At 69.0% G+C, this 21,959-nt stretch carries 20 protein-coding genes; 12 read left to right on the forward strand and 8 right to left on the reverse strand.

The annotated features are described in order from the left end of the window. Nucleotides 1–5 precede the first annotated feature (5 nt). From nadA to fabB, 4 genes are all read left to right on the forward strand, one after another. Entirely contained in the window at nt 6–1,031 is a 1,026-nt protein-coding gene (gene nadA, locus N792_RS11045; RefSeq protein WP_036195066.1) for a quinolinate synthase NadA, read from the forward strand. Beyond that, on the forward strand, nt 1,031–2,551 hold the full coding sequence (locus N792_RS11050; protein ID WP_036195069.1) for an L-aspartate oxidase: 1,521 nt from the start codon (nt 1,031–1,033) through the stop codon (nt 2,549–2,551). Before nadA ends, N792_RS11050 begins: the two co-directional genes overlap by 1 nt. A 134-nt stretch (nt 2,552–2,685) precedes the next feature. Beyond that, nucleotides 2,686–3,201: a 3-hydroxyacyl-[acyl-carrier-protein] dehydratase FabA gene (gene fabA, locus N792_RS11055; RefSeq protein WP_036195072.1), complete on the forward strand. Its 516-nt coding sequence runs from the start codon at nt 2,686–2,688 to the stop codon at nt 3,199–3,201. 2 nt (nt 3,202–3,203) lie between these two features. After that, nucleotides 3,204–4,439: a beta-ketoacyl-ACP synthase I gene (gene fabB / locus N792_RS11060; RefSeq protein WP_036195073.1), complete on the forward strand. Its 1,236-nt coding sequence runs from the start codon at nt 3,204–3,206 to the stop codon at nt 4,437–4,439. Between the two features lie 433 nt (nt 4,440–4,872). On the opposite strand, the gene N792_RS11065 is transcribed toward fabB, so the two are convergent. The 3 genes from N792_RS11065 to ubiU all read right to left on the reverse strand — a co-directional run bounded on the left by N792_RS11065 (nt 4,873) and on the right by ubiU (nt 7,787). Further along, a complete protein-coding gene (locus N792_RS11065; RefSeq protein ID WP_036195203.1) occupies nt 4,873–5,670 on the reverse strand; it encodes a type I restriction enzyme HsdR N-terminal domain-containing protein in 798 nt (265 codons plus the stop codon). A 211-nt stretch (nt 5,671–5,881) separates the two neighbouring features. Then, nucleotides 5,882–6,772 carry a U32 family peptidase gene (locus N792_RS11070; protein WP_036195076.1) on the reverse strand — a complete coding sequence of 297 codons (891 nt, stop codon included), beginning with the start codon at nt 6,770–6,772 and terminating at the stop codon, nt 5,882–5,884. Nucleotides 6,773–6,788: 16 nt separating this feature from the next. Continuing rightward, the gene (gene ubiU, locus N792_RS11075) at nt 6,789–7,787 is read right to left on the reverse strand and encodes a ubiquinone anaerobic biosynthesis protein UbiU (RefSeq protein WP_036195078.1); all 999 of its coding nucleotides are present in this window, start codon (nt 7,785–7,787) and stop codon (nt 6,789–6,791) included. A 228-nt stretch (nt 7,788–8,015) separates the two neighbouring features. On the opposite strand from ubiU, the gene N792_RS11080 reads away from it, so the two are divergent. From N792_RS11080 to N792_RS11115, 8 genes are all read left to right on the forward strand, one after another. Continuing rightward, nucleotides 8,016–8,642 (forward strand): TetR/AcrR family transcriptional regulator, encoded by a 627-nt coding sequence (locus N792_RS11080; RefSeq protein WP_036195081.1) that lies wholly within the window; start codon nt 8,016–8,018, stop codon nt 8,640–8,642. After that, nucleotides 8,639–9,829, forward strand: coding sequence for an efflux RND transporter periplasmic adaptor subunit (locus N792_RS11085; RefSeq protein ID WP_036195085.1), 1,191 nt, complete (start codon nt 8,639–8,641; stop codon nt 9,827–9,829). Before N792_RS11080 ends, N792_RS11085 begins: the two co-directional genes overlap by 4 nt. Continuing rightward, nucleotides 9,826–11,028 (forward strand): ABC transporter permease, encoded by a 1,203-nt coding sequence (locus N792_RS11090; protein ID WP_036195088.1) that lies wholly within the window; start codon nt 9,826–9,828, stop codon nt 11,026–11,028. The genes N792_RS11085 and N792_RS11090 overlap by 4 nt, the downstream gene beginning before the upstream one ends. Beyond that, nucleotides 11,021–11,734, forward strand: coding sequence for an ABC transporter ATP-binding protein (locus N792_RS11095; RefSeq protein ID WP_036195091.1), 714 nt, complete (start codon nt 11,021–11,023; stop codon nt 11,732–11,734). The genes N792_RS11090 and N792_RS11095 overlap by 8 nt, the downstream gene beginning before the upstream one ends. A gap of 67 nt (nt 11,735–11,801) precedes the next feature. Next, nucleotides 11,802–12,080: a PepSY domain-containing protein gene (locus N792_RS11100; RefSeq protein ID WP_036195094.1), complete on the forward strand. Its 279-nt coding sequence runs from the start codon at nt 11,802–11,804 to the stop codon at nt 12,078–12,080. Between the two features lie 23 nt (nt 12,081–12,103). Next, a complete protein-coding gene (locus N792_RS11105) occupies nt 12,104–12,667 on the forward strand; it encodes a cytochrome b/b6 domain-containing protein (protein WP_036195095.1) in 564 nt (187 codons plus the stop codon). A 36-nt stretch (nt 12,668–12,703) separates the two neighbouring features. Then, nucleotides 12,704–13,465: a winged helix-turn-helix domain-containing protein gene (locus N792_RS11110; RefSeq protein WP_084105737.1), complete on the forward strand. Its 762-nt coding sequence runs from the start codon at nt 12,704–12,706 to the stop codon at nt 13,463–13,465. Next, a complete protein-coding gene (locus N792_RS11115; RefSeq protein WP_052104001.1) occupies nt 13,462–14,859 on the forward strand; it encodes an ATP-binding protein in 1,398 nt (465 codons plus the stop codon). Before N792_RS11110 ends, N792_RS11115 begins: the two co-directional genes overlap by 4 nt. Here the strand turns inward: N792_RS11115 and N792_RS11120 are convergent. The 5 genes from N792_RS11120 to N792_RS11140 form a co-directional block, all read right to left on the reverse strand. Beyond that, entirely contained in the window at nt 14,792–16,264 is a 1,473-nt protein-coding gene (locus N792_RS11120; RefSeq protein ID WP_036195098.1) for a UbiD family decarboxylase, read from the reverse strand. The two genes, N792_RS11115 and N792_RS11120, sit on opposite strands and share 68 nt — an antisense overlap. A gap of 355 nt (nt 16,265–16,619) precedes the next feature. After that, nucleotides 16,620–17,720 (reverse strand): PLP-dependent cysteine synthase family protein, encoded by a 1,101-nt coding sequence (locus tag N792_RS11125; RefSeq protein WP_036195211.1) that lies wholly within the window; start codon nt 17,718–17,720, stop codon nt 16,620–16,622. Nucleotides 17,721–17,758: 38 nt separating this feature from the next. After that, the gene (locus tag N792_RS11130) at nt 17,759–19,738 is read right to left on the reverse strand and encodes a pyridoxal phosphate-dependent decarboxylase family protein (protein WP_224743873.1); all 1,980 of its coding nucleotides are present in this window, start codon (nt 19,736–19,738) and stop codon (nt 17,759–17,761) included. A gap of 40 nt (nt 19,739–19,778) precedes the next feature. Beyond that, complete coding sequence (locus tag N792_RS11135; protein WP_036195100.1) at nt 19,779–20,180, reverse strand: SirB2 family protein; 402 nt, start codon at nt 20,178–20,180, stop codon at nt 19,779–19,781. Nucleotides 20,181–20,237: 57 nt separating this feature from the next. Then, nucleotides 20,238–21,473, reverse strand: coding sequence for an NnrS family protein (locus tag N792_RS11140; protein ID WP_036195216.1), 1,236 nt, complete (start codon nt 21,471–21,473; stop codon nt 20,238–20,240). Nucleotides 21,474–21,959: the final 486 nt, after the last annotated feature.

Genomic DNA, 21,959 nt, shown 5'->3' on the forward strand with positions numbered 1-21,959 from the left:
ATGCCATGAACCACTCCACAGCCCTCGCCACACCGCGCTGGCGGCCCGGACTCGAGCTTGAATACGCGCCGCTGGTGGAAAAGCTCGAGCAGTTGATCCCCTGCATGGAGGTGCCGATCCATCTGCCATGGATCGACGCGATCAACATGCTCAAGCAGCAGCGCGGCGCGGTGATCATGGCGCACAGCTACCAGTCGCCGGAGATCTTCCACGGCGTGGCCGACATCACCGGCGACTCGCTGGCGCTGGCGCAGGCGGCGGCCGATTGCGACGCCGACCTGATCGTGCTGTGCGGCGTCCACTTCATGGCCGAGAGCGCGAAGATCCTCGCGCCCGACAAGACCGTGCTGCTGCCGGACCTGGAAGCCGGCTGCTCGCTGGCGTCCTCGATCACCGCCGCCGACGTGCGTGCGCTGCGGGCGCGCCATCCCGGCGTGCCGGTGGTCAGCTACGCGAATACCTCCGCCGCGGTGAAGGCCGAATCCGACGCGATCTGCACCTCCGCCAACGCGGTGCAGGTGGTCGAGTCGATGGGCGCCGCCAAGGTGATCTTCCTGCCCGACCAGTACCTGGGCAAATGGGTCGCCGGCCAGACCGACGTCGAGCTGGTGCTGTGGAACGGCACCTGCGAAGTGCACGACCAGTTCACCGCGCAGCAGGTCCGGCATACGCGCGAGCAGTTCGACACCCTGGTGGTCGCGCACCCCGAGTGTTCGCCGGAGGTGCTGGCCGAGGCGGACTTCGTCGGCTCCACCAGCGCGATGGGCCGGTGGCTGGAGAAGGTCCAGCCGGCGCGGGTGGCGATGGTCACCGAGTGCTCGATGGCCGACAACCTGCGCGACCAGTTTCCGCAGGTCGAGTTCATCAAGCCCTGCAACCTGTGCCCGCACATGAAGCGGATCACCCTGCAGAACATCCATGCCTGCCTGCGCGATCTCCAGCACGAGATCACGATCGCGCCCGAGGTCGTCACGCGCGCCCGCGCCGCGCTGGACCGGATGCTGGCCGTGGGAAGGCGCGAGCGCATCTGATGGCGTCGGTCGGCCCCGTGGTGGTGGTCGGTGCCGGGGTCGCCGGCCTGTGCGTCGCGCTGGCCGCCGCGCCACGCCCGGTGCTGCTGCTGGGCCGAGGCGCGCACGCCGAAGACACCGCCAGCACCCTGGCACAGGGCGGTATCGCCGCCGCGCTCGGCAAGGACGACAGCGTCGAGGCACATATCCGCGACACGCTGGCGGCCGGCGCGTCGTGCAACGAGCAGGAGCCGGTCCGCATCCTGGCCGCCGGTGCCGCCGATGCGGTGGCATGGCTGGAGGCCCAGGGCGTGGCACTCGACCGCGATGCCGACGGCCTGTTGCTGGGACGGGAGGGAGGGCACAGCGCGGCCCGTATCGCGCACGCCGGGGGCGATGCGACCGGTGCGGGCGTGATGGCGGCGTTGTCGGCGGCGGCCCTGCGCGCGCCGCACATCCACTGGCGCGGGGGCGTCGAGGTGGATGCGTTGCGGCTGCGCGCGGGGCGCGTGGCGGGGGTGCGCTGGCGGCACTGTGGTGGACATGACGGACACGACGGCGAGTGGGTGGACACCGACACCGTGGTGCTGGCGACGGGCGGGATCGGCGCGTTGTTCGAGCGCACCACCAACCCGGCCGGTGCCGACGGCGCGGGACTGGCGTTGGCGCTGGCCGCCGGCGCCCAGCCGCGCGACCTGGAGTTCGTCCAGTTCCATCCCACTGCACTGGACGTGCGCGCCAGCTCGCTGCCGCTGATCACCGAAGCGCTGCGCGGCGCAGGTGCGCGTTTGCTGGATGCGGCGGGTCGGCCGCTGATGGATGGCGTGCATCCGCTGGGCGACCTCGCCCCGCGCGATGTGGTGGCGCGCCAGGTCTGGCAGGCCCACTGCGATGGCGGACTGGTCAGGCTGGACGCGCGCCGGCTCGGGATCTGCTGGCCCTGCGAGTTCCCGACCGTGCTGGCGGTCTGCATCGCACATGGCATCGACCCGCGGGTCAGCCCGATTCCGGTCACGCCGGCGGCACATTTCCACATGGGTGGGTTGGCGGTCGACGAGCTCGGCCGCACCAGCCTGCCGGGCCTGCATGCGGTGGGCGAGGTGGCCTGCAGCGGCGTCCACGGTGCGAACCGACTGGCCAGCAACTCGCTGCTGGAGGGCGTGGTGTTCGGCCGCCGCCTCGGCGCGCACCTGGCTTCGTTCCGCGAAGCAGGGGCGGACCAAGGAGCCGGGGACGGCGAGACCGTGCAGATCGAGCGGGGGCCGGGTCTGGGTGCGGATGCCCTGCGAGAACTACGCGCCTTGATGTGGCATGCGGCCGGCCCGGTGCGCTCGACCGGGCGTCTGCAGGAGGCCATCGCCCGCACCGGCGTGCTGGGCGCGGCGGGCTGGCAGGCGCGGCTGGCCAACGCGATCCTGGTCGCCGCGTTGGATCGCCCGGCCAGCCTCGGCGCGCACTGGCGCACAGACGACGGGGCGTTCCGGACGGCTGGCCAGGGTGCCGGCAGCGACATCGGCAGCCGTGCCCACCAGGCCGCGTGAACCGCGCTGGTCCAGCAGTGGAAAGGGTTGCGGCATGCATACGCTTTCGTATGGAAAGCAGCCGTTGATGCGCGTCAATACATTCTTCGCGCCAAACCGGCAAAATCCACCGTTTCCCCTCGTTGCGTGAAAACATGAATCGACCTTCTTCGTTCGACTACGAGCAGTTGCTCGCCTGCGGCCGTGGCGAGATGTTCGGCCCCGGCAACGCGCGCCTGCCTGCTCCGCCGATGCTCATGTTCGACCGCATCACCCAGATCACCACCGACGGCGGCAAGTACGGCAAGGGCTTCGTGCGCGCCGAGATGGATATCCGTCCCGACCTGTGGTTCTTCCCCTGCCATTTCGAAGGCGACCCGGTGATGCCCGGCTGCCTCGGACTGGATGCGATGTGGCAGCTGTGCGGTTTCTACCTGCCCTGGTTGGGCGCTCCCGGCCGTGGTCGCGCGCTCGGCGTGGGCCAGGTCAAGTTCAGCGGCCAGGTGCTGCCGGACGCGAAGCTGGTCACTTATGAGCTGGACATCCGCCGGGTCATGCGCGGCAAGCTGGAGCTGGTGATCGCCGACGGACGGACGCTGGTCGACGGCCGCGAGATCTACAATGCCTCCGACCTGCGGGTCGGGCTGTTCACCTCGACGGAGGGCTTCTGAGCATGCGTCAAGCAGCAAACCGACGCGTGGTCGTCACCGGAATGGGCGTGGTGTCGTGCCTGGGCAATGACCCGGCCAGCGTCACCGACTCGCTGCGCGAGAGCCGTCCGGGCATCCGCTTCATTCCCGAGTACGCCGAGCTGGGCCTGCGCAGCCAGGTCGCCGGCGAGCCGCAGATCGACCTGACCGAACAGATCGACCGCAAGCTCAAGCGCTTCATGGGTGATGCGGCGGGCTTCGCCTACGTCGCGATGCGCGATGCGATCGCCGACGCCGGACTGAGCGATGAGCAGGTCCGCGATGTGCGCACCGGCCTGATCGCCGGTTCCGGCGGCGGTTCGCCGCAGTGGCAGATCGAGACCGGCGACCTGCTGCGCAACAAGGGCGTGCGCAAGATCGGCCCGTACATGGTGCCGCGCACGATGGGCTCGACCGTGTCGGCAACGCTGTCGACCGCGTTCGGCATCCGCGGACTGAGCTACTCGATCTCCGCCGCCTGCGCGACCTCCGCGCATTGCATCGGCGCGGCGGCCGACCTGATCCGCCACGGCGCGCAGGACGTGATCGTGGCCGGTGGCGGCGAGGAACTGCACTGGGGCATGACCGCCCAGTTCGATGCGATGGGCGCGCTGTCGACCAAGCGCAACGACAGCCCGCTGACCGCCTCGCGCCCGTACGACATCGACCGCGACGGCTTCGTCATCGCCGGCGGTGGCGGCATGCTGGTGCTGGAAGAGTACGAACACGCCAAGGCGCGCGGCGCGAACATCGTCGCCGAGCTGGTCGGCTACGGCGTGACCTCCGACGGCGTCGACATGGTGGCCCCGTCCGGCGAAGGCGCGGTGCGCTGCATGCAGATGGCGCTGGCAGGCTTCGGCGACCGCGCCGTCGACCCGATCGACTACCTCAATACGCACGGCACCTCGACCCCGCTGGGCGATGTGGTCGAGCTGGAGTCGGTGCGCAACGCGTTCGGCGACAAGATCCCGCCGCTGTCATCGACCAAGGCGCTCAGCGGCCACTCGCTCGGCGCCGCCAGCGTGCACGAGGCGATCTACTGCCTGCTGATGATGCGCGAGGGCTTCATTGCCGGCTCCGCCAACATCGACACCCTCGACCCGCGCGTGGAAGGCTTCCCGATCGTGCAGCAGAGCCGCGCGGCGACGCTGGACACGGTGATGTCGAACAGCTTCGGCTTCGGCGGTACCAACGGCAGCCTGGTGTTCGCGCGGGTGTGATCAGGTGCCGCTGCGGCGGCCGCGATTGATGATTGATGCAGGCGCGTCGTCCGGAAGGGCGGCGCGTTTTGTTTTGTGGGGTTGGGTTGCATCGAGTCGCTGAAAGCGGAGGCTTCGATGAGGGGACGCGCTGCGGCCGCCGGCCTGCAGGGGATTGCTACTCGGCTCGGTCGGACATCCTGTCCGACTCGCCGCCGCAGGCCATCCATGGCCTGCTCTCCGCAATTCCCCCGCAGTCCGTCGCCCGCGGTGAGGGCGAGGGTGAGTCAAGCGAAAACCAGGTTCGGTGTGGTCTGCCATAGACGACGGCGGCTCTCGGCCAGAAACGGTTATTGGGAAGTGAACCTGACCCGTTTTCCTTCTTTCCCTCGAAGCCGGCTTTCGCCGGGCTTCCTATTGGGCGTTTGGTCGCCTTCCGGCGGGGCTGCAGCAATCAGGCGGGGACTTCTTCTTGTCCGGCAGCAGCGCTTTCCACCTTGGCAGTTTTGGCCCGCAACTTTTGAGCGGCCGCCTTGGCGACCTTCTTCTTTGCTGCGTCGGCTTGATCACCTTCAAGGACTTCGCGCTTGATGACTTCGTTCACCAACACGTCCCGAATCTGGTCGGAGTCAATGCGAACGTCCGGCGACATCCTTCGGAGCTCGCGCCGGATCACGTCGACGACGGGGTCGGACTGCAGCATGGCGCCAACGTAGAACCGTGAAAGGGCTTGTTTCTGGGTGTGGTACTCGCCCAGCACCGAGCGCTGCCAGCCTTCCTTGCACCACAGATAGAGGAGTTCCAGATCGCTTTCGAGCCGAGGGTTGAGTGCGCAGAAGTCGATTTCCAGCACCAACTCTTGAGATATCGGTTTGGCGAATATCAGGTGGTACACGCGCCAAGTCACGCCATTGGTCAGCAGCACCCAGTCGACGCCCTGATTGGCCGCGTAGTCGATGGCCTGCTTCACATGCGGGTCTTTGAGATCCAGGCCGATGGCTTTGACCTCAATCAGCGTTGCCAGCTGGCCGTCGATCTTGATGGCCAGATCGCAGTAAGTTCCGCGGATCGCGTGCTCGGAGGTCACGTCCGAATACTTGTCGTACCCGAACACGTCCGCGAGCATGTCTTTGATGATGGTGACCGTATCCGCCTCACCGACGTCTCTGGCCTTTGCTGCGGCCAAGATGGGCTGGTACCGCTTAAGCCCTGCAATCAGTCGCGCCCCAACTTTCTTCGGTACAGCCGCCATGCCTCTCTCCCAGGCTGAAGTCGTCCCGACCATACAAGACACGATCTGCTGACGCACCTGCACTGAGTCGTTACACCCATTCCTCCGCTTACGGTTGGAATTCGGAGCGTCAAGCGTGTTGGCTCCACGACGTCACAGCTAGACGCCGCCCAACTCCGCTGCGGGCCGAAAGCAGTCCAATTGCCGCTTGGAGGTATCTGAATGGGGTTCTCTACCCAGCCGCAACCGCCATATGCTCCGGCCGCATCCCCGGCTCGCCGTGCCAGAAGCCATTGCGGGCGCCCATGCGGGGGGGCGGGGTCATCGACTGCCGGGCGAGGTCGAAATGCTCCACCACCTCGCGGCAGCCGTCGGCCTGCGGGTAGATCCGCAGCAGGTCGACGCCGAGGGCGCGCAGGGAGGGCAGTTCGGGGCCGAGGTCGACGGTTTCCTCGCCCTGGATCTGGATGCCGTTGATGCGCAGGAAGGCGTTGCCTTCGCGGGTCGCCAGCGGCATGCCGTCGGGGTAGTCGATGCAGCGGAAGCCACACTGGTCCTTGGCGACGTCCAGTGCGCGGGCGGTGAAGCAGCGGGCGGAGTACGACAGCGGCAGGCGGCCCCAGACGGTGACTTCCAGCTCGGGCATGGCGATGCCGTCGGCGAGCAGGGCGTCCTTGAGTTCGCGGATCAGCTGCTCGCCCTGTTCGACGCCGGGCACCCAGCGACGCAGGCCGTCCTCGATCAGCATCGCCAGCGCGCGGTGGTTGTAGACGTTCAATGACGGTCCGGCGACGAACGGCAGGCCGGCGGACCGGCACATCTGCACCGCGGACAGGTCGTTGGCCTCGACCCAGAACCCGCCGTGATCGACCAGCCGGGACAGCACGCTGAGCTCGGATTCGGCCTCGATCAGCGCCAGGCTCGACAGCACGATCTGCTTGTCGCTGGCGGCCAGTTCCTCGGCCAGCGCGATCCAGTCGCGGGTGCCCAGCTCGCGGCGTTTGCTGCAGACCGTCTCGCCCAGGTAGATCACGTCCAGCGGCCAGTCGGCGGTCTCGCGGTAGAACGCCAGCGTGCGCTCGCGCGGCCAGAAATACTGCAACGGTGCCAGGCTGAGTTTCATGGGTGTCGTTCCTCCCCTAGTGCCAGGCGCGGTGATACGGGCCGAGCGTGGTCTGGTGGCCTTCGGCGTGACCCGACAGGGTGCGCTGCCAGTCGGGCTGCAAGGCCCAGCTCTCGGGATTGGCTTGGTAGCGATCCAGCGCCGCGCGCCAGGTGCGGGTGACCGAGCCGACATAGGCGACGCCGCGCTGGCGGCCTTCGATCTTCAACGCCACCACGCCGGCCTGCGCCAGTCGTGGCAGCAGCTCCAGGGTGTTGAGGCTGGTCGGTTCCTCCAGCGCGTGGAAGATCTCGCCGCCGACATCGAACCGGCCCTTGCAAACGGTCGGATAACCGGCCGGTTCCTCGGGCTGGAAGCGGTCGATCAGCACGTTGTTGAGGCGCGCGGTGCGGCTGCCGTCGTCGAACTCGTCCCAGCGCACGAACTTCGCCGGCGAGCACACGCCGTGCCGGTTCGGCGAGGCGCCGGTGACGTAGCTGGAGAGCTGGCAGCGGCCTTCGACCATGATGCACAGGCTGCCGAACGCGAACACTTCGATCGCCACCGGCGAGCGCTCGCACAGGCGCTCGACCTGCTGTATCGATAGCACCCGCGGCAGCACCGCGCGGGTGATGCCGAAGCGTTCAAAGGCGTAACGCAGCGCCGGTTCGGTGGTGGCCGATCCCTGCACCGACAGGTGCCGCGCGAGGTCGGGATGGGTGCGCGCGGCGTAGTCCAGCACGCCCATTTCGGCGGCGATGATCGCGTCGCAGCCGAACTCGGCCGCCTTGTCCACCGCCGCGTGCCACTGCGCGAGGCGCACGCTGTCGGGGTAGGTGTTGAGGGCGAGGTAGACCTTCGCGCCCTTGGCGTGGGCGTAGCGGATGCCGCAGCGCAGTTCCTCGTCGGAGAAGTTCAGGCCGGGGAACGCACGCGCGTTGGTCTGGTCGCGGAAGCCGGCGTAGACCGCGTTCGCGCCGGCATCGACCGCAGCCTGCAGGGCCGGCAGGTTGCCGGCGGGACACACGAGTTGCATGCGGACCTCGCTTGGATTCGGTGCCGCATCCTCCCGCGGGCGCCGTGGCGCGGCCTTGATCTGGGTCAGGTCGCGCCGGTTCGCGTCGGCAGCGGTCTCCCGCGCAGCCTCGATCGCCGATGCGTTGAAGCGCGTCGTGCCGGATGGATTTCCACCGCCGTGGAACCGGATTGACAGACGGAGCCGGCCAGTTAAAGATAGCGAGTACTCACTATCTTTCAGGTCGTCATGTCCGGACTCCCCGCCCACCAGCCCCCACGCAACCTGCCGGCCGCCGAGCGTCGTGCCCACGCCGTGGCGACGGTGCTGGAGCTGGCTTCCGAGCAGAACCCCAGCGAGATCACCACCGCCGCTATCGCCGAGCGCATGCGGTTGACCCAGGGGGCGCTGTTTCGTCATTTCCCCAACAAGCAGGCGATCTGGCTGGCGGTGATGGAGTGGGTGTCCGGGCAGCTGATGAAGCGGGTCGCCCGCGCCGCGGCGCAGACGACAGGGTCGCCGCTGGCCACGCTGGAGGCGGTATTCATGGCGCATGTGGACTTTGTCGCGCGTCATCCGGGCATCCCGCGGATGTTGTTTGGCGAGTTGCAGCATGCGGATTCCACTCCGGCCAAACAGTGTGTCCAGCACATGATCAGCCAGTACCGGGAGCAGATCAGCCTGTTGCTGGAGGCCGGCAAACAGGCCGGCGAGGTGGCTGCCGAGGTGGACGTCCCGGATGCCGCCACGTTGTTCATCGGCACCATCCAGGGACTGGTGATGCAGGCGTTGCTGCGGGGAAGCACCCGGCGCATGCGGTCCGATGCGTCGGGCGCTTTCGCGATCTATCGGCGCGGCATCCGGAGCGGCTCGTGAAATGGCCCCGGCTGGCTCCGCGCACGCTGGCGCTGGCAGCCGTGATCGCGACCCTGCTGGGCCTGCTGGCGTATGTGGCCGTGCGCAGCGGCCCGATGAGTCCGGTAGCGGTGACCGTGGAGACGGTGCAGCAACGGGCGATCACGCCGGGGCTGGCCGGGATCGGGGTGATCGAGGCGCAGCGCAGTTACCAGGTGGGCCCGACCGCCGCAGGCCGGGTGTTGGAGCTGCAGGTGGAAGTGGGCGACCGGGTGCAGGCCGGCCAGGTACTGGGACGGATGCAGCCGGTGGACATGGACCAGCGGTTGCAGGCGCAGTCGGCGGCCGCGCAACGCGCCGGCTCCGGGGTGGCGGCGGCCGAGGCGCAGTTGCGCGACGCGTCGGCAATGCTGGTGCAGGCGCGTGCGCAGTACGAACGTTACGAAGCCCTCGGGCGCACGCAACTGGTCAGCCGCGAGATGGTCGACAACCGTGCGCTGGACCTGCAGCGCGCGCAGGCCGCACGCCAGACCGCCGAAGCAGGCCTGTCGGCGGCCCGGCAGGAGTTGTCCCGCCTGCACGCCGAGCACGGCGCGGTCGTCCAGCAGCAGGCCAACCTGCAACTGCTGGCGCCCGTGGATGGGCTGGTCACGGCGCGCCGTGTGGAGCCCGGTTCGACCGTGCTGCCCGGCCAGCCGGTGCTGGAACTGGTCGATCCGGCCAGCGTGTGGGTCAACGTGCGATTCGACCAGGCCGGCGCCGGTGCGCTGGTCGCGGGCCTGCCCGCCTCGGTGGCGCTGCGTTCGCGGCCCGGTGAGCCGTTGCCGGGTCGCGTGCGGCGGGTCGAGCCTCTGGCCGATGCGGTGTCGGAGGAGATCCTCGCCAAGGTCTCACTGAGCGTGGATGACCGGGGTCTGCCGTCGATCGGCGAGCTGGCCGAGGTCACGGTGATGCCGGCGCCGCTTTCGCCGGGGCCGGCGGCGCGCAATGCGAGCCTGCAGCGGGTGGACGGTGAACTGGGCGTGTGGCGCGTGCGCGACCAGCAGCTGGAGTTCGTCCCGGTGCGGGTGGGCCGGAGCGACCGCGACGGCTGGGTGCAGATCCTGTCGGGCGTGGCGGTGGGCGATGCGCTGGTCGTCTACAGCGAAGGTCCGCTGGCTGCCGGTCAGCGGATTTCGGTCCGGCAGCAACTGGCCGTCGCGCGATGATCAGCCTGGCCGGTCGCGACATCCTCCATGCCTGGGGGAAATTCGTGTTCACCGGGATCGGGCTGGGCCTGCTGATCGGCGCCACCCTGACCATGGCCGGCGTCTACCGCGGGATGGTCGATGACGCGCGCGCCCTGCTCGACAACAGCCATGCCGATCTGTGGGTGGTGCAGCAGGACACGCTCGGGCCTTACGCGGAGCCGTCCAGCGTCGCCGATGACGCCTATCGCCGGATCCTCGCGACTCCCGGGGTCGCGCAGGCGGCCAATGTCACCTACCTGACGATGCAGGTCCGCACCGGGGGCGGTGACGTGCGCGCGCTGGTGGTGGGCGTGGTGCCGGACGGACCGGGCCGGCCCGGGCAGCCGCCGCGGCTGGTGGCCGGACGCCACCTGGTGGCGGATCACTACGAAGCGGTGGCGGACGTGTCCAGCGGTCTGCGGCTGGGCGAGTCGGTGCAGATCCGCCGCCATCGCTACACCGTGGTGGGCCTGACCCGGCGCATGGTGTCCTCCAGTGGCGATCCGATGCTGTTCATCCCGCTCAGGGATGCCCAGCAGGCGCAGTTCCAGAAAGACAGCGACGCGATCGTGCAGCAGCGGCGGCGCACGCTGGCCAATCCGCTGACCAATCCGCCCGGCACGCCCGGCGTGGCATCGGCGGTGCTGGCGTCGCAACAGGACAACCGTTTCGTGAACGCTGTGCTGGTCCGGCTCGCGCCGGGTTTCAGTGCGGATCAGGTCGCCGAACCGATCCGGCGCTGGCAGCGGCTGCAGGTCTACACGCGGCCGCAGATGGAGGCGATCCTGGTCGGCAAGCTGATCGCGACCTCGGCGCGCCAGATCGCGATGTTCATGGTGATCCTGGCGATCGTCAGCGCGGCGATTGTCGCCTTCATCATCTACAGCCTGACGATGGGCAAGATCCGCGAGATCGCCGTGCTCAAGCTGATCGGAACCGCCAACCGCACCATCGCGATGATGATCCTGCAGCAGGCGCTGGCGCTGGGATTGATCGGTTTCGCGGTGGGCAAGGTCGTCGCGACATTCTGGGCGCCACTGTTTCCCAAGCATGTGCTGCTGGAGACCGGTGATGCGGGCCTGGGGCTGGTGGCAGTGCTGGTGATCTGCGCGCTGGCCAGCATCCTGGCCATCCGCGCGGCGCTGAAGGTCGATCCGGCGGAGGCCATCGATGGCTGATCCGCGCACGGGCGGCATCCTGATCGAGCAGTTGCGCAAGCGTTATGGCAGCGGCGATACAGCGGTGGATGCGCTCAAGGGAGTCGACATGCACGTCGCCCCGGGCGAGGTCGTGGGCCTGGTCGGGCCGTCCGGCTCGGGCAAGAGCACCCTGCTGAAGTGCCTGGGCGCGGTGATCGAGCCCAGCGGCGGGCGCATGAGCCTGGGTGGCGAGGTCATCTACGACGACGGCTGGAAGACATCCGACCTGCGCGTGCTGCGCCGTGACCGCATCGGCTTCGTGTTCCAGGCGCCGTACCTGATCCCGTTTCTCGACGTGACCGACAACGTCGCCTTGATGCCGATGCTGGCCGGTCGCAGCAACGACGACGCACGCCGGCGTGCGCGCGAGTTGCTGGACGCGCTCGACGTGGGTCACCGGGCGCAGGCAATGCCCGCGCAGCTGTCGGGCGGCGAGCAGCAACGCGTGGCGATTGCCCGGGCGCTGGTCAACCGGCCGCCGGTGATCCTGGCCGATGAACCCACCGCGCCGCTGGACAGCGAGCGGGCGCTGAGCGTGGTCGCCATCCTCAACCAGATGGCGCGGCAGTACGCCACCGCGATCATCATCGTGACCCACGACGAGAAGATCATTCCCACCTTCAAGCGCATCTACCAGATCCGCGACGGGCGCACCCACGAGCTGACGGGGGAGGAGACGCCTTAAGTCCGGCATAAGCAAGCAAGGGTCTACTGCGGTCCAGGGCATCCCGTCCTGCAACCGGAGCATCCACATGAAAACCCTTGCCACCCTTTCGCTGCTCGCCGTGGCGGCGCTGTATTCCACGGCTTCACTTGCCGCACCCCCATGCACCGATGCGCCGCGTGAGCGCTGGATGCCGGAGGCGGCGATGAAGGCGCGCGTCCTCAAGGACGGCTACACGATCGACAAGTTCAAGGTCTCCGGCCAGTGCTACGAGATCTATGGCAAGGACGCACGCGGCAACAATGTGGAGATCTACTTCGATCCGACCGACGGACGCATCGTCAAGCAACGCGGCGACAAGAACTGACTGCCACTTTCCGGAGCGATGCCATGAACGCGGACGTCAAGGTGTGGGACCCGCTGGTGCGGGTGGTTCACTGGTCGCTGGCGGGCTGCTTTTTCGCCGCGTTCCTGGTCGAGGAGGGCGATACCGCGCACCGGTGGCTGGGCTACGCCGCCCTGGCGCTGGTGGCGGTGCGGCTGGTCTGGGGCGTGGTCGGCAGCGGCCATGCCCGTTTCTCGAGCTGGGTGCCCAGGCCGGGCGATGTGACGGTCTACCTGCGTGAGCGCATGGCCGGGACATCGCGCCGGCGCCTGGGCCACAACCCGGCCGCGGCGGTCATGATGCTGCTGCTGTTGGCGATGATGGCCGCGGTGGGCGCCACCGGCTGGATGCAGACCACCGACCTGTTCTTTGGTGCGGAGTGGCTGGAGGAACTCCACGAGCTGCTTGCCTACAGCCTGCTGGCACTGGTGGCGGTGCACGTGCTGGCGGCGATCGTGGAAAGCATCCACTACCGCGAGAACCTGATCGCCTCGATGTTCACCGGCCGCAAGCGCAAGCTCGATCCGGACGATGGCCGGGAACTCGATGGCTGGAGACACGATGGTTGACGGCACGATGGCTGAAGATCGGGATACCGTACCGGCATGCGCATCCTGATTGCCGAAGACGACCCCGCGCTCGGCCCGGCACTGGCCGATGGCCTGCGGCACCTGGGCTATGCGGTGGATCTGGTCACCGATGCCCGGCATGCGGCCGCGGCCCTGGAAAGCACGCGGTATTCGGCGGCGGTGATCGACTGGAACCTGCCACGTGGCAACGGTCCGTCGATCATCGCCGGCTTGCGCCAGCGGGGAGACGACACCCCCGTGCTGCTGCTGACCGCACGCGACGAGCTGGCGGACCGGGTCGCGGGGCTGGATAGCGGCGCCGACGATTACGTGGTCAAGCCGGTGCACCTGGACGAGTTGGCGGCGCGGATGCGCGCGCTGTTGCGGCGGGCCGACGGCCATGTCGACCCCGCGATCGCGGTCGGTCCGCTGGTGCTCAACCCGGCATCGCGCAGCGCGAGGCTGGATACGGTCCCGCTGGACCTGTCGGCGCGTGAGTACGCCCTGCTGGAGATGCTCGCCAGCCGGCCGGGGCGCGCCTACTCGCGCGCGCAGCTGGAGGAGGCGGTGTACGGCTGGGGCGAGGAGGTGGCGAGCAACGTGATCGAGGTGCACGTCCACCACCTGCGCCGCAAGCTGGGCCCGGAGTGGATCCGCACCGTGCGCGGCGTCGGTTACGCGCTGTATCCGCCAGCCACCCCGAAACCAACCGGCACGGGGCCAGCCGCCACGGGGCCGACTGGGCCGACCGGTATGGGGCCGACCGATATGGAGTCGACCGGTATGGAGCCGACATGAAACGACCCGCGCTGAGCCGGCGATTGATGGTGTGGGTCGGCGTGCCGGTGGTGCTGCTGTGGCTGGTTGCAGCTGCCTGGGTGGCGATGGAAACCGCGCACGAGGCGGACGAGATGTTCGACCAGCAGTTGATGCGCACCGCCAGCAGCGTGCTGGCGGTGATGCCCGCCAAGTTGCGCGCGCGCTCATCGCGGGTGCCCGGCCAGGAGCTGCCCCGCTCCGGTCGCGAAGAAGACCACCTCGCGATCACCGTGCACGACCGGTACGGCCACCGGATCGTGTACAGCACCGAGCTGCCGACGCTGGTGTTCGACCCCGGCCCCGCGCATTTCCATACCGTTGCCCACCAGGGCCGGCGTTGGCGGGTCTACCAGCGCTGGGACGCGGCGCAGCGCTACTGGATCCAGGTGGCCGCGCCGCTGGACGAACGCGACGAGCTGCTGCAGTCCGTCGCGCGGGCCTTGCTCCTGCCGTTGCTCGCGATCCTGCTGCTGGTGCCGCTGGCCATCTGGCTGGGACTGTGGATGGGACTGCGGCCGTTGCGCGCGCTGTCGCGGTCGGTCAGTGGACCGTTGACCCGGACTCCCCGGCTGACCCGCGACGACCTGCCGGCCGAGCTGGTCCCGTTGACCACCGCGCTGGACACCCTGGTGAGCGACCTGCGCGGGACCTTGGAGCGTGAGCGGCGATTCACGGCCGACGCGGCCCACGAGCTGCGCAATCCACTGGCGGTATTGCGCCTGGAGCTGGACCTGGCCGGCGTGGCTGCCGATACCGCAGCCCGGGCCGATCACCTGCAGCGCGCGCGTACCGGCCTGCAACGCATGGAGCGGCTGGTCGCACAACTGCTCACTCTGGCGCGGGTGGAGAACCTGGAGTCGCTCGGCGATGCGGGCCCCTTGCAACTGGAGTCCGTCGCATCCCAGGTGGTGGGCGAGGCCGGCGAGCGTGCCGTCGCCCGGGGGATTTCCCTGGGGCTGGACGTCCGCGGCAACTCGTGGGTGCAGGGCAGCGATGGCCTGCTCGCCGTCGCGCTGCAGAACCTGGTCGACAACGCGATCCGTCACGCGCGTGACAACGGCGAGATCAGCGTTGGCATTGAACACCGCGACGGATCCGTCGAGCTGGTCGTGGACGATGACGGGCCGGGCTTTCCCGATACTGCACGCCTGGGCGAGCGGTTCCATCGGCCCGAGGGCAGCATCGGCGTCGGCACCGGGCTGGGGCTGTCGATCGTCGAGGCGATCGTCGCGCTGCACCAGGGCCGGATCGAGCTGGACCGCTCCCCCGCCGGCGGCGCGCGGGTGCGGTTGTCGCTGCCGGCCCTCAACCGGTCGTCGTCACCTGCGCCCACAACGCGTCCACGCGTTTCTCCACCGCCGGATCCAGCGTGATCGTCCGGCTCCAGGTGCGGCTGGTCTCGCCCGGCCACTTGTTGGTCGCGTCGATGCCGAGCTTGGAACCGATGCCGGCGACCGGGGTGGCGAAATCGAGGTAGTCGATCGGGGTGTTCTCCACCAGCATCGAATCGCGTGCCGGATCGACCCGTGTGGAGACCGCCCAGATCACCTGCGACCAGTCGCGCACGTCGATGTCCTCGTCGGTGATGATCACGAACTTGGTGTAGGTGAACTGCCGCAGGTACGACCACACGCCCATCATGATCCGGCGCGCGTGGCCGGCGTACTGCTTGCGGATGCTGACCACCGCGATGCGGTACGAGCAGGCCTCCGGTGGCAGGAAAAAGTCGACGATCTCCGGGAACACCTTGCGCAGGATCGGCACGAAGATGTCGTTCAGCGCCAGCGCCAATACCGAAGGTTCGTCATGCGGCGCGCGGCCCATGTAGCTGCCGTGGTAGATCGCGTCGCGGCGCAGGTGCAGGCGCTCGATGGTCAGCACCGGGAAGTGGTCCTGCGCGTTGTAGTAGCCGGTGTGGTCGCCGAACGGGCCTTCCAGCGCGGTGTCGCCGGGGTGGATCACGCCTTCGATCAGCATCTCCGCGCCGGCCGGGGCATCCAGCCCGGTGCGTTCGCTGTGCCAGATGCGGGTGCGCTGGCCGCGCAGCAGGCCGGCGAATTCGTATTCCGACAAGGTGTCCGGCACCGGCGCGACCGCCGCCAGCGTGGTCGCCGGGTCGGCGCCGATCGCGACCAGTACCGGGAACGGTTTATCGGGATGCGCGGCCTTCCAGTCGGCGTAGTCGAGCGCGCCGCCGCGGTGCGGCAGCCAGCGCATGATCACCCGGTTCGGGCCGATCACCTGCATGCGGTAGATCGCCACGTTCTGGCGCGGCTTGCGGGTGCCGCGGGTGATCACCAGACCGAGCGTGATCAGGCGCGCGGCGTCTTCCGGCCAGCAGCGCTGGATCGGCAGACGCGACAGGTCGATGTCCGCGCCCTGCAGGGTTTCGTGTTCGAACGCCACCTCGCGCACGCGCTGCGGCGCGACGTGGGCCAGCTGCGCCAGTTCGGGCCAGCTCGACAGGGCTTGTTTCAGGTTCGATGGCCAGCGCGGTTCCTTGATCGCGGCCAGCAGTTCGCCCAGTTCGCGCAACGAGGCGAGCGGCCGTCCGGCCAGCGCGGCCTCGATCCGGTCGCGATGACCGAACAGGTTACCGAGCAGGGCGTGCGGGCTGCCGACCGGATTTTCCATCAGCAGCGCCGGTCCGCCTTCGCGCAGCGCGCGCAGGCACAGCGAGGTGGATTCCAGCTCCGGATCGACCGGCGCCGCCACCCGCTGCAACTGGCCGGAGCGTTCCAGCCGGGACAGGAAAGAGCGCAGGTCGTGGTCGGCCATGGGGGCACCGCAAGTGAAGGTGGCGACAGCCTCGTCGCTGCGTCAGCGTTGCGCCCTGATGCGGGTCAAGTGGGTGTCGGTGTGCTGTGCCGATCACCGCCGGGTGCGTTGTCCGTAAGCGGTTGCGACTCCAGCGCATGCGAGGTTCTGGGCGTTCGCGACTCACGTCGCTCCTACGACCGGGAAGTCCAGTCGGACATCGCGGCCATCGCTTTCGGGCAAGGGCCCGCAACCGCTTCCATAGGAGCGACGTCAGTCGCGCCCCGTGCATCGTCGAACCATCGGGCGATCACCTGCGATGTACCCATGTGGCCGCGCGGTGCGGATCGCTGGCTGTGGCAAGCGCGACCCCGCTTCAGGCCACCGGGTGCCAGTCGCCGGTGGTCAGGGTCGCGCGCAATGCGGCTTCCGCGGCGCTCGGGTCCAGCCCGTTGCGGGCCAGCCAGTCGGGGCAGTACAGGGTCTGGTCGTAGCGCTCGCCGGGGTCGCACAGCAGGCTGACGATGCTGCCGCGCTTGCCGGCGGCGCGCATCCGGGTCGCCAGTAGCAGGCAGGCGACCAGGTTGGTGCCCGAGGAGCCGCCGTAGCGCCGGCCGATCTGCTCCTCCAGCAGGGTCATCGCGGCGATCGAGGCGCTGTCGGGTACTTCGACCACGTCATCGACGACCTCGAACAGGAAGCCCGGCTCCACGCGTGGGCGGCCGATGCCCTCGATGACGGTCGGCTCGCTGCCGGTGGCCGTGCGGTCGCGGCTGCGCCAGCCATGCGCGAACGCGCTGCCGGCCGGTTCGGCCACGCACAGGCGGGTCGGCAGGCCGCGGTAGCGCAGGTAGCGGCCGATCGTCGCCGAGGTGCCGCCGGTGCCGGCGCCGCAGACGATCCAGGCCGGCTCGGGGTGCGGCTCCTGCGCCAGCTGGCCGATGATCGATTCGGCGATGTTGTTGTTGCCGCGCCAGTCGGTTGCGCGCTCGGCGAGGCCGAACTGATCGAGGTGGCAGGCGCCGTTGGCGGCATGCCAGGCGGCGCGTTCGTAGACCTGCGACGGGTCGTCGATCAGATCGCACCGGCCGCCCAGCGCCTGCACGTCGGCGATCTTGCGCGGGGCGGTGGCGGCTGGCATCACGGCGGTGAACGGCAGGCCGAGCAGTCGCGCGAACCAGGCCTCGGAGATCGCGGTGCTGCCCGAGGACGCATCCACCACCGGCTGCCCGGGATGCAGGCGACCGTTGCACAGCGCGTACAGGTACAGCGAGCGGGCGAGGCGGTGTTTCAGGCTGCCGGTCGGGTGCGCGGCCTCGTCCTTGAAGTAGAACTCGATGCCCGGGAAGCCGGGGAATTCCAGCCGCAACAGGTGGGTGTCGGCCGAGCGGGCGGCTTCCTGCCGCAGCCGCGCCAGTGCCTGGCCGGTCCACGCGCGCAGGGTGGCGGTGTCGCAATGCGGGTGCGCGCCGGCCACGGCATCGCAGACGGGCGGAGGGTGCGACGAGGGCGCGCTCACGCCGGCATCCCCGCCAGCAAGGCGCGGATGCGCCGGCCCAGATGCTCCAGGTACAGGTCGATGTAGCTGATGCCGTTCTCGTGGTCGATCAGGTACGGGTTCATCAGCGTGTGGCGCAGGATCACCAGCCGGTCGTTGTCGGCCGACTCGTGGTCGCCATCGCCAAGCGAGGCCGGATCGATCTGCAGCGCCGACAGGATGCGGCGCATCTCGGTCATGCCGAGTGCCTCGGGCTGCAGGGTGGTCATCGAGCCGAAGAACTGCTTGAGCTGCAGGGGCTGGCTGGGATCGCAGCGCAGCTCATCGTGCAGCGTGCGCACGAAGGCGTTGGCGCGGGCGATGTCGCGGTTGCCGGCCGGATTGATCGCCACGCAGACCAGGTTGCTGTCGGGCGCGAACGGCACCAGCACATGGGCGATGCCGTCCAGCTCGTCGGCCAGCCGCCGGGTGCGCGCATGGAAGGCCTCGGCGGCCAGCACGGTCTGGCGCGGCAGGCGGCCGAAGTGGATGTGGTCCAGCGGCAGCACCTTGTGGGTGACGTACACCGCCGCGGCCGCGGCACCGGACTTGGAGCCTTCCGGCACGAACTGGCCGAGCCGGCGGTAGCGGCTCATGTAATCGGTGGCGCGGGTGTCGTGGAACACGTAATCGGCCGCCTCGGCCAGCAGCGCGGTCGCGCGGTGGTCGCGGCAGATGAACGCTCCGGCGCCGTAGGGCAGGTAGCCCAGCTTGTGCGGGTCGACGGTGACCGAGTCGGTCCGGCCGAGCGCGGCGAACGCGGCATGCACTTCCGGTTGCGGGAAGTGGGCAAAGCCGACACCCACTTCGGCCCGGCTGCGCAGGCTGCCGTCGGGGTTGCGGAACAGGGTCGCCAGATAACCGCCCCAGGCGGCATCGACGTGCACGCTGAAGCCCAGCCCGCGGGCCTGGGCGCGGTCGCGCGCGTCGACCACGGCATCGACCGGATCGACCGTGCCGTATTCGGTGGTGCCGAGCACGGCGACCGCCATCAGCACCGGCTGGCGTTCGCGCTCGCAGCGCTGCAGCGCGTCTTTCAGCGCGTCCGCGTCCAGCCGCATGCCGCGCTCGGGCAGCAGTTGCAGCTGGTCGCGACCCAGGCCGAGCAGCTTCAGGCCCTTGCTCCACGAGTAATGCGCGGTGATCGGGGCGAGCACGACCGGCACGCGCAACTCGCGGTGGCGGGCGAAAAACTCGACCAGTCCCAGATGCTCCAGCCGCTGCGCCTGCACTGCATCGCGCCAGTGGCAGCGCTCGCCGGCGGGCTGTGCGGCCAGCCAGGCCTGCCAGTGCTCGAGCAGTTCGATACCTGCGGCTGGACCGAGGTTGAAGGCGGCCCAGTCGTCGGCCGGCAACGCCAGCTCCGGCACGCCGGCGGCCAGCAGGGCGACCGGGAACGCCTTCAACGCCAGCGCTAGCCGCAGCGCCTGGTAGTTGGCGACGGTGCCGCCGGAGGTGAGGTGGCCGAACGCGCAGTCCGCGCGCGTGATGTCGTCCGGATAACCCAGCATGCGCGCCAGCTGCAGGCCGACCTTGACCTCCAGGTCGATCGTGACCGGCGCGGCGTCCTCGCTGACGTTGTTCGGGTTGTACGGCAGCGTCAGGATCTGCGCGGCCAGCCCGGGCAGCAGCAGGTCGGAGGCCATGTGGCCGATGTAGCGCGGGCTGTGGAACGGCACCGAGCGTTTCAGCGACGCCGACAGCTGGTGCAGTTCGCGCCGCAGCCGCGCCTCGAACGCCTTGTAGTCCGGGTGCTGCGCGGCGTGGGTCGGGATCGCCGGCGGGTCCTCGGGATGGAAGTTGCGTCGCCAGTACACGTGGTCGCGCAGGAACTCGACCATGAGCTTTTCCAGCAGGCCGTCGTTCTCGCCGTAGGGCCCGAGGAACAGCGCGTCCAGCATCGGCCGGTCGGGATCCGCTGCGGGCGGCGACGGTACGCGACCCGGCAGGTTGTCCATGCGCGGCCCGTCCGCCGCTGCGCTTCCAATGTCCACGATGTCAGCCGACCAGACCATGCAGGAACCCCCAGGGACTGTGTGCGCGGGCAATCGAATACACCATCGCGAAGGTCAGCAGCGCGGCGACATAGAAACCCGCCTTGGCCAGCCGGGTGCGCCCGCGTTTGATCGCGAACGCGCCCAGCACGACGTACACCACCAGCAGCAGGAGCTTCGCGGTCAGCCAGCCGTTGGCGAACATCGCTCCCGGCAGGATCGACAGCAGCATCAGTGCCGCGGTCAGCAGCGCGGTATCGACGGTGTAGCTGGTCCAGCGCACCGCCAGCCAGTGCGGCCAGCGCATCCCGGCCAGCACCCCGGCGCCGCGCAGCGTGAAGATGGCGCCGCTGGCCAGCGCAAAACCGATGTGGGCCTGCTTGATCTGCAGGTAGAACTCGATCATTGAAACGTCCTCGGAAGCATCGTCATCGGGCTGGGCGTTGGGTCGGTCGGCGGTGCCTCAGCCCGGCTTTCCGTCGGCGCGCGGCACCAGATAGATGCGACCGATCCGCGCCACCCACGGCGCGAACGCGACCAGCCAACCCACCGCCGCCAGCGCCTGCCAGGCGCCCGCATCGGGCAGGGTCTCGGCCGCCACCCGCATCACCGCGACGACCTGGATCGCGATGAACGCGAACCATGCCACGCCCGGCATCACCAGCGCGCGCCCGGCGTGGCCCATGGTCACCCGGGTCACCATCGCCACCAGCACGCTGCCGAAGAAACCGATGAACAGCGCGTGCGCCGGCCCGCGGCCGAGCCAGTAGATGCCGGTCATCGCGTAGCTGACGCTCTGTGCCGAATACAGCGCGAAGGCCAACGGCAGCCACGCCATGCCGATGAACAGCACGGTCAGCAGTCCGGGCTTGTCGCCGCGCGGCCACCAGCGCCACAACATCGTCGCGGTCAGCGCCAGCAAGGGCAGATCGACCAGCCACAGCCAGCTGTAGAGGTGGAACAGTTCCAGCACCAGATGCACCAGGCCCAGTGGCCAGAACACGGCCAGCAGCCACATCGGCCGCCACGGCTGGTAGCCCGGCACGACCCGGCTGGCGAAGAACGGGAACATCCGGTGGGCGACGGTCAGGTACACCGGCAGCAGCAGCCCGAAGCTGCCGATCTTGATGCTGGCGAACACCCACATCGGCGAGGCGCCGAGCACGAACGCGCCCCACGCCAGCACGCCGATGAAGCCCAGCACCAGCGCCGCGAAACACGAGCGCGCATGCCAGGTGGTGCCGGGCTCGCGCCACAGCAATGGCCCCAGGGTCAGCAACCCCGCCAGCCAGCCGGCGGCGGTCATCCACAGGCCGACGACGATGCCGGCCTCCCAGCCCAGTGCGCCCAGCAGGGTCGCGATCTGGCCACCGAAGATGCCCAGCCCGACCGGCACATAGCGCCAGCGGTCGATCTCCGGCAGGCCGAGCCATTTCGGGAACGTGGTCAGCAGGAAGCCGAAGAAGAAACTCGGCAGCACCTGGTACTGCATCACGAACGCATGCACCCAGCCCGCGTACGGCTGCGACTGCGGCATCGCCCAACCGGGCCAGCGCGCCGCCAGCAGCCACGCCGCCCACCACGCCATCGCGATCAGCAGGTTGGTTGCGCCGATGAAGAACATCAGCCGGTGCGGCGCCACGGCGAGCAGACCGGGCGACAGCGGCGAGCCGGAATGGGAATCGGGTCGGGTAGTCATGCGCGCAGTCTGGGCGAATCCCCTCGGCCGGGCATTGATCTGGGTCAGATGGCTGACCGCCGCGAGTGGCCGTTCGACAGGGTGGCGATGCAGGTCGCGGCTGAAGCCGTTCCGACACAACATGAAAAGGTTCTTCTCCCATCCAAGGGGAAGGCGCGACATCTGCGAGGTGGCCGGGGTGCCGGGAGCGAATGCCCTTGGGTGTGAATGTCCTCCGGCACCGATGAAGCCGGTGCCTCCTCCTTTATTTCACACCCAAAGGCATTCGCTCCCGTCGTTCCAGCGTGGCGGGGGTTCAGAGTGCCGGGAGCGAATGCCCTTGTGTGCGAATGTCCCCCGGCACCGATGAAGCCGGTGCCTCCTCCTTTATTTCACACCCAAGGGCATTCGCACCCGTCGTTCCAACTTCGCAGTGGTTCCAGAAGCGCAGGCCCGGCTGCAGGTCGCGCCCCGGCCCATCTTCCCGACTTCTCCGGAGTCGGGAGA

Source organism: Lysobacter concretionis Ko07 = DSM 16239, assembly GCF_000768345.1.
GTDB lineage: Bacteria > Pseudomonadota > Gammaproteobacteria > Xanthomonadales > Xanthomonadaceae > Novilysobacter > Novilysobacter concretionis.

Excerpts from the sequence above, each read along its gene's own strand:
- N792_RS11050 (WP_036195069.1), top strand. The coding sequence starts at position 1,031 with ATGGCGTCGGTCGGCCCCGTGGTGGTGGTCGGTGCCGGGGTCGCCGGC.
- N792_RS11080 (WP_036195081.1), top strand. The coding sequence starts at position 8,016 with ATGTCCGGACTCCCCGCCCACCAGCCCCCACGCAACCTGCCGGCCGCC.
- N792_RS11070 (WP_036195076.1), bottom strand. The coding sequence starts at position 6,772 with ATGAAACTCAGCCTGGCACCGTTGCAGTATTTCTGGCCGCGCGAGCGC.
- N792_RS11065 (WP_036195203.1), bottom strand. The coding sequence starts at position 5,670 with ATGGCGGCTGTACCGAAGAAAGTTGGGGCGCGACTGATTGCAGGGCTT.
- N792_RS11135 (WP_036195100.1), bottom strand. The coding sequence starts at position 20,180 with ATGATCGAGTTCTACCTGCAGATCAAGCAGGCCCACATCGGTTTTGCG.
- N792_RS11140 (WP_036195216.1), bottom strand. The coding sequence starts at position 21,473 with ATGACTACCCGACCCGATTCCCATTCCGGCTCGCCGCTGTCGCCCGGT.
- N792_RS11110 (WP_084105737.1), top strand. The coding sequence starts at position 12,704 with ATGCGCATCCTGATTGCCGAAGACGACCCCGCGCTCGGCCCGGCACTG.
- nadA (WP_036195066.1), top strand. The coding sequence starts at position 6 with ATGAACCACTCCACAGCCCTCGCCACACCGCGCTGGCGGCCCGGACTC.
- N792_RS11130 (WP_224743873.1), bottom strand. The coding sequence starts at position 19,738 with ATGGACAACCTGCCGGGTCGCGTACCGTCGCCGCCCGCAGCGGATCCC.
- N792_RS11095 (WP_036195091.1), top strand. The coding sequence starts at position 11,021 with ATGGCTGATCCGCGCACGGGCGGCATCCTGATCGAGCAGTTGCGCAAG.
- fabB (WP_036195073.1), top strand. The coding sequence starts at position 3,204 with ATGCGTCAAGCAGCAAACCGACGCGTGGTCGTCACCGGAATGGGCGTG.
- N792_RS11100 (WP_036195094.1), top strand. The coding sequence starts at position 11,802 with ATGAAAACCCTTGCCACCCTTTCGCTGCTCGCCGTGGCGGCGCTGTAT.
- ubiU (WP_036195078.1), bottom strand. The coding sequence starts at position 7,787 with ATGCAACTCGTGTGTCCCGCCGGCAACCTGCCGGCCCTGCAGGCTGCG.
- N792_RS11090 (WP_036195088.1), top strand. The coding sequence starts at position 9,826 with ATGATCAGCCTGGCCGGTCGCGACATCCTCCATGCCTGGGGGAAATTC.
- N792_RS11120 (WP_036195098.1), bottom strand. The coding sequence starts at position 16,264 with ATGGCCGACCACGACCTGCGCTCTTTCCTGTCCCGGCTGGAACGCTCC.
- fabA (WP_036195072.1), top strand. The coding sequence starts at position 2,686 with ATGAATCGACCTTCTTCGTTCGACTACGAGCAGTTGCTCGCCTGCGGC.
- N792_RS11115 (WP_052104001.1), top strand. The coding sequence starts at position 13,462 with ATGAAACGACCCGCGCTGAGCCGGCGATTGATGGTGTGGGTCGGCGTG.
- N792_RS11105 (WP_036195095.1), top strand. The coding sequence starts at position 12,104 with ATGAACGCGGACGTCAAGGTGTGGGACCCGCTGGTGCGGGTGGTTCAC.